Origin of the sequence: Buttiauxella noackiae ATCC 51607 (genome assembly GCF_001654865.1) — a bacterium.
In the GTDB taxonomy this organism is placed as follows: Bacteria; Pseudomonadota; Gammaproteobacteria; order Enterobacterales; family Enterobacteriaceae; genus Buttiauxella; species Buttiauxella noackiae.
The window spans coordinates 76,751-89,641 of the sequence record NZ_LXEO01000016.1; the positions used below are offsets into that span (position 1 = coordinate 76,751).

At 49.3% G+C, this 12,891-nt stretch carries 12 protein-coding genes and 2 tRNA genes; 10 read left to right on the forward strand and 4 right to left on the reverse strand.

Annotated features, from left to right (window positions below; translation table 11 throughout):
- Positions 1-87 precede the first annotated feature (87 nt).
- Entirely contained in the window at positions 88-669 is a 582-nt protein-coding gene (sodB, locus tag M979_RS07460; RefSeq protein ID WP_064554305.1) for a superoxide dismutase [Fe], read from the forward strand.
- 52 nt (positions 670-721) lie between these two features.
- On the opposite strand, the gene cydH is transcribed toward sodB, so the two are convergent.
- Positions 722-811: a cytochrome bd-I oxidase subunit CydH gene (cydH, locus tag M979_RS23270; protein ID WP_034455366.1), complete on the reverse strand. Its 90-nt coding sequence runs from the start codon at positions 809-811 to the stop codon at positions 722-724.
- A 295-nt stretch (positions 812-1,106) separates the two neighbouring features.
- Here cydH and purR point away from each other — a divergent pair, with 295 nt between their 5' ends.
- Positions 1,107-2,132, forward strand: a complete 1,026-nt coding sequence (gene purR / locus M979_RS07465) for an HTH-type transcriptional repressor PurR (RefSeq protein WP_034455364.1) — start codon at positions 1,107-1,109, stop codon at positions 2,130-2,132.
- 68 nt (positions 2,133-2,200) lie between these two features.
- On the opposite strand, the gene punR is transcribed toward purR, so the two are convergent.
- A complete protein-coding gene (punR, locus tag M979_RS07470) occupies positions 2,201-3,112 on the reverse strand; it encodes a DNA-binding transcriptional activator PunR (protein WP_064554306.1) in 912 nt (303 codons plus the stop codon).
- Positions 3,113-3,227: 115 nt separating this feature from the next.
- Between punR and punC the strand changes: the two genes are divergently transcribed.
- The 5 genes from punC (at position 3,228) to M979_RS07495 (ending at position 9,816) form a co-directional block, all read left to right on the forward strand.
- Positions 3,228-4,421: a purine nucleoside transporter PunC gene (gene punC, locus M979_RS07475; protein WP_064554307.1), complete on the forward strand. Its 1,194-nt coding sequence runs from the start codon at positions 3,228-3,230 to the stop codon at positions 4,419-4,421.
- 298 nt (positions 4,422-4,719) lie between these two features.
- Entirely contained in the window at positions 4,720-5,868 is a 1,149-nt protein-coding gene (cfa, locus tag M979_RS07480; protein WP_064554308.1) for a cyclopropane fatty acyl phospholipid synthase, read from the forward strand.
- 206 nt (positions 5,869-6,074) lie between these two features.
- Positions 6,075-7,394, forward strand: a complete 1,320-nt coding sequence (locus M979_RS07485) for a PTS sugar transporter subunit IIC (protein ID WP_064554309.1) — start codon at positions 6,075-6,077, stop codon at positions 7,392-7,394.
- Between the two features lie 50 nt (positions 7,395-7,444).
- Positions 7,445-8,836: a glycoside hydrolase family 1 protein gene (locus tag M979_RS07490; RefSeq protein ID WP_034455359.1), complete on the forward strand. Its 1,392-nt coding sequence runs from the start codon at positions 7,445-7,447 to the stop codon at positions 8,834-8,836.
- A 56-nt stretch (positions 8,837-8,892) separates the two neighbouring features.
- On the forward strand, positions 8,893-9,816 hold the full coding sequence (locus tag M979_RS07495) for a LacI family DNA-binding transcriptional regulator (RefSeq protein ID WP_064554310.1): 924 nt from the start codon (positions 8,893-8,895) through the stop codon (positions 9,814-9,816).
- Positions 9,817-9,863: 47 nt separating this feature from the next.
- Here M979_RS07495 and M979_RS07500 read toward each other — a convergent pair whose 3' ends face one another.
- Positions 9,864-10,505 carry a riboflavin synthase gene (locus M979_RS07500; RefSeq protein ID WP_034455357.1) on the reverse strand — a complete coding sequence of 214 codons (642 nt, stop codon included), beginning with the start codon at positions 10,503-10,505 and terminating at the stop codon, positions 9,864-9,866.
- 226 nt (positions 10,506-10,731) lie between these two features.
- On the opposite strand from M979_RS07500, the gene mdtK reads away from it, so the two are divergent.
- From mdtK to M979_RS07515, 3 genes are all read left to right on the forward strand, one after another.
- Positions 10,732-12,105: an MdtK family multidrug efflux MATE transporter gene (gene mdtK / locus M979_RS07505; protein WP_034455356.1), complete on the forward strand. Its 1,374-nt coding sequence runs from the start codon at positions 10,732-10,734 to the stop codon at positions 12,103-12,105.
- A 153-nt stretch (positions 12,106-12,258) separates the two neighbouring features.
- A tRNA-Val gene (locus M979_RS07510) sits at positions 12,259-12,335 on the forward strand.
- A 26-nt stretch (positions 12,336-12,361) separates the two neighbouring features.
- A tRNA-Val gene (locus M979_RS07515) sits at positions 12,362-12,438 on the forward strand.
- Between the two features lie 147 nt (positions 12,439-12,585).
- Here M979_RS07515 and M979_RS07520 read toward each other — a convergent pair.
- On the reverse strand, positions 12,586-12,891 hold a 306-nt coding region (locus tag M979_RS07520), incomplete at its 5' end, for an alkaline phosphatase PhoX (protein ID WP_157093213.1).

Genomic DNA, 12,891 nt, shown 5'->3' on the forward strand with positions numbered 1-12,891 from the left:
TAATTCGAGTTGCATCGCAGCGGCAAGAGAATGAATAAAGCCAACAAAGATGTAGCTCGAAGTATCACGGGTAATAAGGAGTCAGCAATGTCGTTCGAACTACCTGCACTACCATATGCAAAAGATGCTTTAGCACCGCATATCTCCGCCGAAACTCTGGAATACCATTACGGTAAACACCATCAAACCTATGTCACTAACCTGAACAATCTGGTTAAGGGCACCGCGTTTGAAGGTAAAACTCTCGAAGAGGTCGTTCGTACTTCCGAAGGTGGCGTGTTTAACAACGCAGCTCAGGTCTGGAACCATACCTTCTACTGGAATTGCCTGGCACCAAATGCTGGCGGTGAACCAACTGGAGAGCTTCTGGAAGCCATTAATAAGTCGTTTGGTAGCTTTGCTGAGTTTAAACAGCAATTCACTGATGCGGCTATCAAAAACTTTGGCGCTGGCTGGACCTGGCTTGTCAAACAAGAAGATGGTGCTTTGGCGATCGTCTCTACCTCAAACGCGGGTACACCACTGACAACAGCAGCAACGCCGTTATTGACTGTGGATGTGTGGGAACATGCGTACTACATCGACTATCGCAATGCTCGTGCTGGTTACCTTGAGCATTTCTGGGCGTTGGTGAACTGGGAATTTGTTGCGAAGAACCTGGCAGCATAAAACCTAAAAGATATGGGCCGCGATTGCGGCCCATTTTAATCAGAGCGATGTATCAATGCAGTACGGCGGTTAGCGCGCCACACACAATCAGTGCCAAAACGACAACCGTGGTCATGATTGAAAATTTCAGATCGGTACTCATTAGCAAACTCCTTTTATTACCTTACAATCGGTGTGTCGGATTGATTTTCCCACAATCAGACATAAAAATCCCCCTCGTTTTAACCTGATATCGCTTTTCCCTCTTTCACTTTTCCCCAGGATAGGCCAAAATCCCACGCTAATTTATTGCGTACCATCTATTCAACGCCCTCCTTCCGTTTTATGTCGCAATCCCGGCATACCTGCAACCTTAACGTTGCCTCAGGAGTTAGCGTACGCAATCGTTTAACACATAGGTTATCAGGGGTTTACGATATGGCCCGGAGTGAAATTTAATGGCGACAATCAAGGACGTAGCGAAGCTCGCAAACGTTTCCACTACAACCGTATCACATGTGATCAACAAAACCCGTTTTGTGGCGGAAGAGACACGTAATGCGGTATGGGCTGCGATTAAACAATTGCACTATTCACCTAGCGCCGTCGCGCGTAGCTTGAAAGTTAATCACACCAAAACGATTGGTTTGCTAGCCACTTCCAGCGAAGCACCCTATTTTGCCGAGATAATCGAAGCTGTCGAAAATAGCTGCTTTGAAAAAGGCTATACCCTGATTCTGGGTAATGCGCACAACAACTTCGAAAAACAGCGCGCCTATTTATCCATGATGGCGCAAAAACGCGTTGATGGCCTGCTGGTGATGTGCTCTGAATATCCGGAATCATTACTGACTATGCTTGAAGAGTATCGCCACATCCCAATGGTTGTGATGGACTGGGGTGAAGCCCGCGCAGATTTTACCGACTCCGTTGTCGATAATGCTTTCCACGGTGGCTACCTGGCAGGACGTTATTTGATTGAGCGTGGCCACCGTGAGATTGGTGCAATTCCCGGTCAAATGGAACGTAATACCGGTGGTGGTCGCCATGCAGGGTTTATGAAGGCACTTGAAGAAGCGGGTATCTCTATTCCAGACAACTGGATTGTTCAAGGTGACTTTGAACCTGAGTCAGGGTACCGCGCCATGCAGCAGATAATCGGCCAGTCTCATCGCCCTACTGCAGTATTCTGCGGCGGTGACATTATGGCGATGGGCGCAATTTGTGCTGCTGATGAGATGGGTTTACGCGTGCCGCAGGATATTTCCATTATCGGTTACGACAACGTGCGTAACGCGCGTTATTTCTCACCGGCATTGACCACCATTCACCAGCCGAAGGATTCGTTGGGTGAAACAGCATTCAATATGCTGCTGGATAGAATCGTCAATAAACGTGAAGAGTCGCAGTCGATTGAAGTCCATCCACGTCTGATTGAACGCCGTTCAGTGGCAGATGGTCCATTCCGCGATTATCGTCGCTAAGTTAAGTCGGATGACGCTATGCTTATCCGACCTATGAAATGCAGTTGTCGGGTGGATTACCACCCGATTTATAATGGCTCCTGCAACCACTCCTGATTCATCGTCTCGCTATCCCCTAAATACTCCAGCAGCCAGGCCAGGGCTGGCGAAGCGTCATTTTGCCGCCATGTCAGGCAACATGCTGCATCCGGGAATGGGTTATCGAGTGTCAGCTCACTCCACTGCCCAGAAGCCAACCACGGCCTTGCTATGTGCAATGGCACCATGCCGATACATAACCCCGCGCTAAGACAATCAGAGCCTGATTCCCAGTCCGGAACCACAACTCGACGCTGGTTATCCAAAAGCCAGGTAATACGCTTCGGTAGCGAACGGGAAGTATCTTCGAGTACTAACGACGGCCAGGCCCGTAGATCATCATCACTTAAAGTTCCGCCCTGTCGTGCCAGCGGATGGTTTGATGACACCACACAGCGCCAGCTCAGCGCCCCCATATCGCGAAAAGCATAGCGCCCCCCGACAGGAATGGCTTGTGTCGCGCCAATCGCGACTTCAACTCGTCCGTCAGCTAGCGCATCCCACACGCCATTAAACACCTCCTGAAAAATACGCAGTTCGATATCAGGAAAGTGGCGATAAAAATCCAACACCAACTGCCGCGTTCGTTCGGGCTTAACGATATTATCGACGGCTATCGCCAGATGGCCGCGCCATCCATTTGCGATCTGTTGGCACTGTTGCCGTGTCGTCATCATTTTTTTGATAACAGAGCGGCCTTCTTTCAAAAAAAAGATGCCTGCGGGGGTTAATTCTACATCCCGATGACGACGTTCGAATAACGGAACGGCTAACCAGTCTTCCAACTGCCGTACCGTATAGCTGATAGCTGACGGAACGCGGTGTAACTCTTGTGCTGCACCGCTGAAGCTACCATTGCGCGCTACCGCATCTATCACTTCCAGCGAATATTCTGACCACATTTCTCTGCTCACAAATTTTTTGAACGCAACCTACAAATATTAGCGTTTCACAAGCGTATTTGCACTCCGTACACTCACGCGGCAATCAACCTGCACGATAAAACAAGAGAACATTATGCAACCATCAAAAGGATTTCTTATCTGGCTGGCTGGATTAAGTGTGTTGGGCTTCCTCGCCACAGACATGTATCTGCCTGCTTTCGCTGCCATTCAGCAAGATTTACAGACCGATGCCTCCGCCGTCAGTGCGAGTCTGAGCCTGTTCCTTGCCGGCTTTGCGTTTGCCCAGTTAATGTGGGGGCCGTTATCTGACCATTTCGGACGTAAACCAATTTTGTTAGCAGGCCTGAGCCTATTCGCCGTCGGTTGTATTGGTATGTTGTGGGTAGAAAGTGCCACTGCTCTGCTGGTGCTGCGCTTCGTTCAGGCCGTTGGTGTATGTTCTGCCGCGGTAAGCTGGCAGGCGCTGGTGACCGATTACTACCCGGCAAACCGTGCAAATCGTATTTTCGCAACGATTATGCCGCTGGTTGGCCTGTCTCCTGCGCTGGCTCCACTTCTGGGTAGCTGGATTTTGACCCACTTTGACTGGCAGGCGATTTTCGCCACGCTGTTTGCCATCACTCTGGTGCTGATGATCCCTACTTTGCGTCTGAAACCACGTACCCAGCACCACCCGCAAACAGAAGACAATAAAGTCAGCTTTATGTCGTTACTTCGCTCGCGTGTATATAGCGGCAACGTGTTGATTTACGCAGCCTGCTCAGCCAGCTTCTTTGCCTGGCTGACCGGATCTCCATTTATTCTGAACGATATGGGTTACAGCCCGGCGGCGATCGGCCTGAGCTACGTACCACAAACTATCGCCTTCCTGATTGGTGGATACGGCTGCCGTAGTGCTCTGCAAAAATGGCAAGGCAAGCAAATGCTGCCCTGGCTGCTGGCTCTGTATACTCTGAGTATTTTCGGCACATGGGCGGTCGCTGTTAGCGGTCATGCCACCCTGACTGCTCTGCTGATTCCATTCTGTGTGATGGCCATTGCCAACGGCGCTATTTACCCAATTGTTGTCGCTTCCGCCTTGTTGCCATTCCCACAAGCCACGGGAAAAGCCGCAGCGCTGCAAAACACGCTGCAATTAGGGCTATGTTTCTTCGCAAGCCTGATGGTTTCCTGGCTTGTGGCAACACCGCTGCTGACCACCACCAGTGTCATGCTAGCCACAATTGTGCTGGCCATACTGGGCTATTTGTTTCAGCGCCGCAAAAACGCTGAAGTCTGGCAAACGGCTGAATCCGATGCACATTAAGATTAAAATAACTCAGCATTTATGTAGTTAGCTTGCTAAGAATATGTGATTGAATCACCGCTTAAGCGAGCCTATACTCATAAACGGCTCAACAAATAACACCATAATAATCACATTAAAACGGGAGCCTCTTGGCTCCCGTTTTTGTTTTAGAGGTCTTTTTTTTGGGGCTCCCGGTCCCCTTTCTCTGTTCTACGTCGGATATCAGGCACACGGAATTTTCCGTGACATTTCTCACATGCCCAAAATAGCGTCTACGCTGTTTTAAGGTTCCTCTCACATTGGTGGTGGAGAAGCTATGAGTTCATCGTGTATAGAAGAAGTCAGAATAAGAAATAACCCGTGGTATCGAATCGTGAACGATATGCTCACGCAGGCGGGGATAGAAATTAATGGCCCACGCCCCTTCGATATCCAGGTTAAGCATCCCGATTTTTTTAAGCGTGTTCTGCAAGAAGGTACACTGGGTCTTGGTGAAAGCTATATGGACGGCTGGTGGGACTGCGAACGACTGGATGTTTTTTTCCATAACGCCATTCGCGCCGGACTTGAGCGCCAACTCCCTCACCATTTAAAAGACACGTTACGTGTAGCCGCCGCGCGCTTAATTAATCTGCAATCAAAAAAACGCGCATGGATAGTCGGCAAAGAACATTATGATCTGGGCAATGATTTATTTAGCCGTATGCTCGATGAACATATGCAATATTCCTGCGGTTATTGGAAAGAGGCAACCACGCTAAGTGATGCACAAAACGCCAAGCTGAAAATGATCTGCGATAAGCTGCATCTTGAGCCAGGAATGACGCTACTTGATATTGGCTGCGGCTGGGGCGGTCTGGCAGAATTTGCTGCCCGGAATTACGGTGTGGCCGTTCATGGTGTAACTATTTCCGCTGAGCAACAAAAAATGGCGCAAGAGCGCTGTACTGGTCTTAACGTTAAAATTGCTCTGCAAGATTATCGTGAATTGGATATGCAATTTGACCGCATTGTCTCTGTCGGCATGTTCGAACATGTTGGGCCGAAAAACTATGCCACCTATTTTAATGTTGCCGACCGCAACCTAAAACCTGACGGTATTTTCCTGCTGCACACCATTGGCTCGAATAAAACCTTTAATGGTGTTGACCCATGGATAGACAAGTACATTTTCCCTAATGGTTGTCTGCCTTCAGTACGCCAGATTGCCGATGCCAGCGAAGGTCATTTTGTGATGGAGGATTGGCATAACTTTGGTGCCGACTACGACAAAACACTGATGGCCTGGCATGAACGCTTCAATAACTTTTGGCCGGAAATTGCAGATAACTATTCAGAACGATTCAAACGCATGTTTAGTTATTATCTGAATGCTTGTGCCGGTGCCTTCCGTGCACGTGATATCCAGCTCTGGCAAGTCGTCTTCACTCGTGGTGTCGAAAACGGTTTACGGGTTCCGCACTGATTTCCACCCCGGCACCGCCGGGGTTAATTCAATTCTCGCAAGCATGTAGCATTTTCTTAACAAAATGTGAGTCTCTTCACGTTTCCTGCGCTCCTTTTTTCACGAGTTTGATCCCGGTAACACTTATCTGTTTATCCATTGGAAACCGGTTTCCATCTTGTTTCACAATCAGTCCACTTCCCAAAAACAATAGCAAGGATACCGCCATGAGCATGTACCAAAAAATGGTCAATGTGATTGAGCAAAAAGTCACGCCAATGGCAGGAGCAATGGGCTCTCAGCGCCATGTCATCGCCATCCGCGACGGTTTTATCTCCGCCCTTCCGTTTATGATCATCGGTTCTTTCTTGTTAGTGTTTATCTTCCCGCCCTTCTCGCCAGACAGCAGCTGGAGTTTTGCACGGTCATGGCTGAACTTTTCTCTCACCTATCGTGAACAGTTGATGTTGCCGTTTAACCTCAGCATGGGTGTGATGACGTTTTTTATTTCCGTCGGTATTGGCGCAAGCCTCGGGAAGCACTATAAGCTCGACCCGATAATGACCGGTTTACTGGCTTTTATGGCCTTCCTATTGGTTGCAGCACCCTATAAAGACGGGCAGATTTCAACGCAGTATTTTTCCGGCCAGGGCATTTTCACCGCGCTGATTACAGCGATTTACGCCAGCGAAATGTACGCGTTATTAAAGCGCCACAACATCACCATCCGCTTACCGAAAGAAGTGCCGACCGGCGTTGCGCGCTCATTTGAAATTCTGATTCCGGTTGTGGTGATTGTTGCCACCCTGCACCCGCTGAATTTGTTTATCGAATCAACAACCGGAATGATTATTCCTGAGGCGATTATGCATCTGCTGGCACCGTTGGTGTCTGCATCCGATTCACTGCCAGCGATTCTGATTTCGGTGTTTATCTGCCAGATTCTCTGGTTCGCCGGTATTCACGGCGCGCTTATTGTCACCGGGATTATGAACCCGTTCTGGATGGCAAACCTTTCTGCAAACCAGACGGCACTGGCTGCGGGCAATGTTCTGCCGCATATCTATTTGCAAGGCTTCTGGGACCACTACCTGCTGATTGGCGGCGTTGGCTCAACACTTCCATTAGCCTTCCTGCTATTGCGCAGCCGTGCGATTCACCTGCGCACCATTGGCAAAATGGGCGTGGTGCCAAGCTTCTTTAACATCAACGAACCCATTTTGTTCGGCACACCAATCATCATGAACCCGATGTTCTTCTTGCCGTTTACTTTGGTACCAATGATTAACGCAACGCTTGCTTATATCGCGACCAAATTAGGTTGGGTTGCCCAGGTTGTCTCCCTCACACCATGGACCACACCTGCGCCAATTGGTGCTTCATGGGCCGCAAACTGGGCGGTAAGTCCCGTAATCATGTGTCTGATTTGTATGGTCATGTCGGCTGTGATGTATTACCCATTCCTGAAAGCTTACGAGCGCACCCTGCTGAAACAGGATGAAGAGCGTAATACCCAGGAAAATGACAGCCCGATTACAGCAAACTGATATTTTTTATTGCCTGCCCGGATGGCAGGCACGTCAAACGAGGAACGAAAATGAAATACGTATTTCCTGATAATTTTTGGTGGGGCAGCGCCAGTTCAGCACCGCAAACTGAAGGTGAAACGCTCTCTTTTGGCAAGTCAGCCACCATTTGGGATCAGTGGTTTAAAGAACAGCCAACCCGTTTTCATAACGGCGTAGGCCCTGCTGATACCTCCACGTTCTATAAGAACTGGAAGCAGGATATCGCGCTGCTAAAAGAGCTGAATCATAATACTTTCCGTACCTCAATTTCCTGGGCACGCCTTATCCCTGAAGGGCGCGGCGCGGTAAATCAGGAAGCTGTGACCTTCTATAATCAGGTTATTGATGAGCTGTTAGCGCAAGGCATTAAGCCATTTATCAACCTGTTCCACTTTGATATGCCGATGGTAATGCAGAAGCAAGGTGGCTGGGAGAACCGTGACGTTGTCACGGCATATGCTGAATTTGCTAACGTTTGCTTTGAGCTGTTTGGCGACCGCGTGAAGCATTGGTTTACCTTTAACGAGCCGGTAGTCCCTGTCGAAGGTGGCTATCTGTACGACTTCCATTATCCGAATGTAGTGGATTTCAAACGTGCAGCCACCGTTGCTTACCACACCATGATTGCCCATTCTCTGGCGGTGAAAACTTACCACGAGCGCAACGATGGCGGCGAAATCGGGATTATCCTGAACCTCACCCCTTCGTACCCGCGTTCGCAAAACCCTGCGGATGTGAAAGCGGCAAACATTGCTGACCTGATGTTTAACCGCAGCTTCCTTGACCCCGCATTGCGTGGTGAATATCCGCAAGAACTGGTGGCCTTGTTGAAAGAGCATGGCCAATTGCCGGAATGCCAGCCTGGCGACAAAGAGTTGTTGGCTGCGGGCGTCGTCGATTTACTTGGTATCAACTACTACCAGCCGCGCCGCATCAAATGCCGCGATTCACTGGTAAACCCGGATAGTCCGTTTATGCCAGAGTGGTTCTTCGAAGCCTACGAAATGCCAGGCCGCAAAATGAACCCGTATCGCGGCTGGGAAATCTACGAACAAGGGATTTACGACATTCTCACCAACCTACGTGAGAATTACGGTAACCCAAATTGCTATATTTCAGAGAATGGCATGGGCGTTGAAAACGAACAGCGCTTCGACGAGAACGGCCAGATTCAGGATGATTACCGTATTGATTTCGTGCGCGACCACCTGAAGTGGCTGCATAAAGGCATCAGCGAAGGCAGCAACTGTCTTGGTTATCATATGTGGACGTTTATTGATAACTGGTCCTGGTGCAACGCTTATAAAAACCGTTACGGTTTTGTCTCGTTAAACCTTGAGACTCAGCAACGCACCATCAAGAAAAGCGGCGAATGGTACAGAGCCACCGCCGCAGAAAATGGCTTTAACGATCGCACGTAATCTCAGCATTCGGGCCGCAAGGCCCGTTTCTGGCTGAGAAGCGGGAAACTCACACCATGTCGAATATTAATGATGTAGCACGCCTTGCGCAGGTTTCTAAAGCAACCGTTTCGCGTGTTTTAAGCGGCAGTCGCGGCGTGAAAGAAGAGAGCCGCCAGGCCGTTTTACGCGCGGCGGAAATACTTAACTACAAACCGAATGCTATCGCTCAATCTTTGAGTTCCCAATCAACCAATTGCATTGGCGTTATCTGTGCAACCGAACATATTCAGCAGTCAACGGGCTACCTGCAAGCACTTGAGAAACAGCTTAATCAGCATCAGAAACATTTGCTGTTACGCTTTGCCAATGACCATGACAGCGTGGCTCAGGCAGCTCAGGAACTTTCAAATGGGTTATGTGATGCACTGGTGGTGGTCGGCGCTCGTTTTCCGTTACCGGAACTTGATGACGAAATCATGTTGATTGATTGCCTGAGCGGTTCACATAACCTCAGTATTCAGTGTGACCATATTTTTGCTGCCGAAACTGCGGTGCATTATTTATGTAATCAAAAGCGGCGGCAAATCGCATTGATTAACTTTGCCAGTGGTGAAGCGGCAGCGCTGACACTTGAAGGTTATCATCAGGCACTTCACAACCATGTTGTGCCCTTCAACCGGCAGTTGGTGATTGACGATGAATCATCGGTGCGTATTGCACTGCAACGCCTGATTAATCGCGGAGTGAAGTTTTCTGCACTGCTGGTTACCGATGATACACAGGCGCAAGAAGCTGTGATGATGCTCAATCAATACCAGTTAACAGTCCCTGAACAGGTGATGGTGTTTAGTCTGGATGGCTCAAGCAGAATGCCTGGTTCGAATGCGATACCGGCCATCAAATATCCGCTGGAGAGTATCGCCCGTCGCGCAGTTGAATTGCTGCTTGGCGAACGACATACCAGTGATTTGGTGCGCGGAAGTTTGTTGATTGCATGAGAAAGAATGTCGGATGCCGCCTGAGCACATCCGACAAAACTCAAGATTCACGCCTTCGGTAGCAATGCATCCAAAGTCGCTTCACGTTGTGCCAGTACACGCTCGACGGTATCTACGATTGCCTGAGTCTGCGGGTCGATCTCAATATTAATACGATTGCCGAGTTTCTTGCTGCCAAGTGTGGTGCGCTCAAGCGTTTCTGGAATTAAATGCACACAGAAACGTGAAGCAGTCACTTCGCCCACCGTCAGGCTAATACCATCAATGCCGATGTAACCTTTGTGCAGGATATATTTCATTAGCGTTTTATCACGCATTTTAAACCAGATTTGGCGGTTATTTTCGGAGGTCAGAATCTTCGCAATTTCCGCTGTAGTCATAATATGGCCGGACATAAGATGCCCGCCGATCTCATCATTAAATTTAGCGGCACGTTCGACATTAACGCTGTCGCCTACCACTAATTCCCCGAGGTTGGTGATGCGCAGCGTCTCTTTCATAAGATCAAAGCTGACGTGGTTGCCATTGATTTCCGTGACAGTCAGGCAACAGCCGTTATGCGCAACCGACGCTCCTGTTTCAAGGCCGGGTAACATCGCATCGGGCATTTCAATGACGTGTGTACGGAAGTTTGGTTTCTCATCAATGGAGACCAGGGTCGCAGTGCCCTGCACAATACCTGTAAACATCGTAAAGCTCCTGGTAATTAAATGGTCGCTAATAATTTATAGTGCAGCACTTTAACAGTTGGAAAAAAGGCTTGCCAGCTATCCGCGCTACCCCACCATTATTTGGCTGGCGTATTCGTTTTCTGCCGCTACAATAGTCAGGTTAATTCCCCTACGATTCCTATTTTCCTGCCATTTCTGGCGGTCTTGTTGTTTTTCTAATAACTAAAAATATTCAGGTGTTCAAATGCAGAAGTACATAGTTGAAGCCCGCCAGTTACTCGCACTGGCGATACCCGTGATCCTCGCGCAAATTGCACAAACCTCAATGGGTTTTGTCGATACCGTGATGGCCGGTGGCTACAGCGCAACCGACATGGCCGCTGTGGCAATCGGTACATCCATCTGGCTACCCGCGATTCTCTTCGGCCATGGTTTGCTAATGGCGCTGACGCCAACCGTCGCGCAACTCAACGGCTCAGGCCGTCGTGAGCGTATTGCTCACCAGATTCGCCAGGGCTTCTGGCTGGCGGGAATAGTCTCGGCGCTCATCATGATTGTCCTGTGGAATGCAGGCCATATTATTCATGCTATGAAAGATATCGACCCGCAGCTTGCCGATAAAGCCGTGGGCTATTTGCGCGCGTTGTTGTGGGGCGTCCCAGGCTATTTGTTCTTCCAGGTTGCCCGTAACCAGTGTGAAGGACTGGCCAAAACCAAACCCGGCATGGTGATGGGATTTATCGGCCTGTTGGTCAACATTCCGGTCAACTACATCTTTATCTACGGCCACTTTGGCATGCCGGAACTCGGCGGTGTAGGCTGCGGTGTCGCAACTGCTGCGGTGTATTGGGTGATGTTTTTCTTCATGATTTCTTATGTGAGAAAAGCACGCTCAATGCGCGATTTAAAGCTACCAAAAGGCTTCATCAAACCCGACTGGAAGGTGATGTATCGCTTAACCCAACTGGGCCTGCCGATTGCACTGGCGTTGTTCTTTGAAGTCACACTGTTTGCGGTGGTCGCACTGCTGGTAGCGCCATTGGGCATTGTTGACGTTGCAGGCCACCAGATAGCCCTGAACTTCAGCTCATTAATGTTCGTATTGCCGATGTCACTTTCAGCGGCAGTAACCATCCGCGTGGGCTTCCGTCTGGGCCAGGGTTCAACACTTGATGCGCAAACTGCAGCATGGACTGGTATCGGTGTTGGCATGTGCATGGCAACCCTCACAGCGCTCTTCACCATTGTGATGCGTGAGCATATCGCCCTGCTTTACAACAGTAATCCGGAAGTTGTCGCGCTGGCGGCGCACCTGATGCTACTGGCGGCGGTTTACCAACTTTCCGATTCCGTGCAAGTTATCGGCAGCGGCGTGCTACGTGGTTATAAAGATACACGATCTATTTTCTTTATAACTTTTATCGCCTACTGGGTGTTGGGATTGCCAAGCGGCTATATTCTTGCACTCACCGATTGGGTTGTTGAGCCAATGGGGCCAGCAGGATTCTGGACCGGCTTTATCATCGGTTTGACCTCAGCTGCAATTATGATGATGTTGCGTATGCGTTGGTTGCAACGTCAGCCTTCAATCACGATTTTGCAGCGTGCTGCGCGATAAACTTGAATAGCCGCCGTTATGGCGGCTATTTTTCCATCGAGTTGCACAGATGCTCAGCAAACGAGTGAAATATGGAAGAAAATTGCGGTTTAGCGCTTGCAAGGTTTAAGAGCTGCCGCTAATATTCGTCCCCGTTGTCACAGACAACACAGTGCGTCCGTAGCTCAGTTGGTTAGAGCACCACCTTGACATGGTGGGGGTCGGTGGTTCGAGTCCACTCGGACGCACCATTCTAAGTTTTACCGCAGCAAACAGTGCGTCCGTAGCTCAGTTGGTTAGAGCACCACCTTGACATGGTGGGGGTCGGTGGTTCGAGTCCACTCGGACGCACCATTTCATAAAAAACATTCAACGTTTTATCTCTCCAGTAAAAAATCCTAACTAACCCACCAATATTTCAACTGTCATTATTATTCACTCACCTTGTCTTCAGGTTTTGAGCAAAACATCCCTGTTCCGCTCACCTGTGAAAACTGTTTGTTAGCTACCGATAATTCCGCCATCAGCTTTAACAATAACGACAGTGGAAGATCGTGGGCGACTGTTTTTATCACCGTCAGGCCAGGTGGAGACGGCGGTAGGATTTGCCGGATCGCTGATATCGTCACCAGGTTCACCTGGGTGTTGAATATTAATAAACAGCGTGCGGTTATCTGGGGTAAAGGCGATGCCGGTTATCTCACAACCACGCGGACCAGTCAGGAAACGCCGATATTCGTTGGTGCCTGGAACAGTGGCGAGCATCTGGTTGTTGCCCATACCTTCATAGGCTTTTTTGTTGATAGT

What these genes read in the sequence shown, in the direction of transcription:
- purR (WP_034455364.1), top strand. Translation starts at nt 1,107, where the DNA reads ATGGCGACAATCAAGGACGTAGCGAAGCTCGCAAACGTTTCCACTACA.
- cydH (WP_034455366.1), bottom strand. Translation starts at nt 811, where the DNA reads ATGAGTACCGATCTGAAATTTTCAATCATGACCACGGTTGTCGTTTTG.
- mdtK (WP_034455356.1), top strand. Translation starts at nt 10,732, where the DNA reads ATGCAGAAGTACATAGTTGAAGCCCGCCAGTTACTCGCACTGGCGATA.
- punR (WP_064554306.1), bottom strand. Translation starts at nt 3,112, where the DNA reads ATGTGGTCAGAATATTCGCTGGAAGTGATAGATGCGGTAGCGCGCAAT.
- punC (WP_064554307.1), top strand. Translation starts at nt 3,228, where the DNA reads ATGCAACCATCAAAAGGATTTCTTATCTGGCTGGCTGGATTAAGTGTG.
- M979_RS07485 (WP_064554309.1), top strand. Translation starts at nt 6,075, where the DNA reads ATGAGCATGTACCAAAAAATGGTCAATGTGATTGAGCAAAAAGTCACG.
- cfa (WP_064554308.1), top strand. Translation starts at nt 4,720, where the DNA reads ATGAGTTCATCGTGTATAGAAGAAGTCAGAATAAGAAATAACCCGTGG.
- sodB (WP_064554305.1), top strand. Translation starts at nt 88, where the DNA reads ATGTCGTTCGAACTACCTGCACTACCATATGCAAAAGATGCTTTAGCA.
- M979_RS07490 (WP_034455359.1), top strand. Translation starts at nt 7,445, where the DNA reads ATGAAATACGTATTTCCTGATAATTTTTGGTGGGGCAGCGCCAGTTCA.
- M979_RS07500 (WP_034455357.1), bottom strand. Translation starts at nt 10,505, where the DNA reads ATGTTTACAGGTATTGTGCAGGGCACTGCGACCCTGGTCTCCATTGAT.
- M979_RS07495 (WP_064554310.1), top strand. Translation starts at nt 8,893, where the DNA reads ATGTCGAATATTAATGATGTAGCACGCCTTGCGCAGGTTTCTAAAGCA.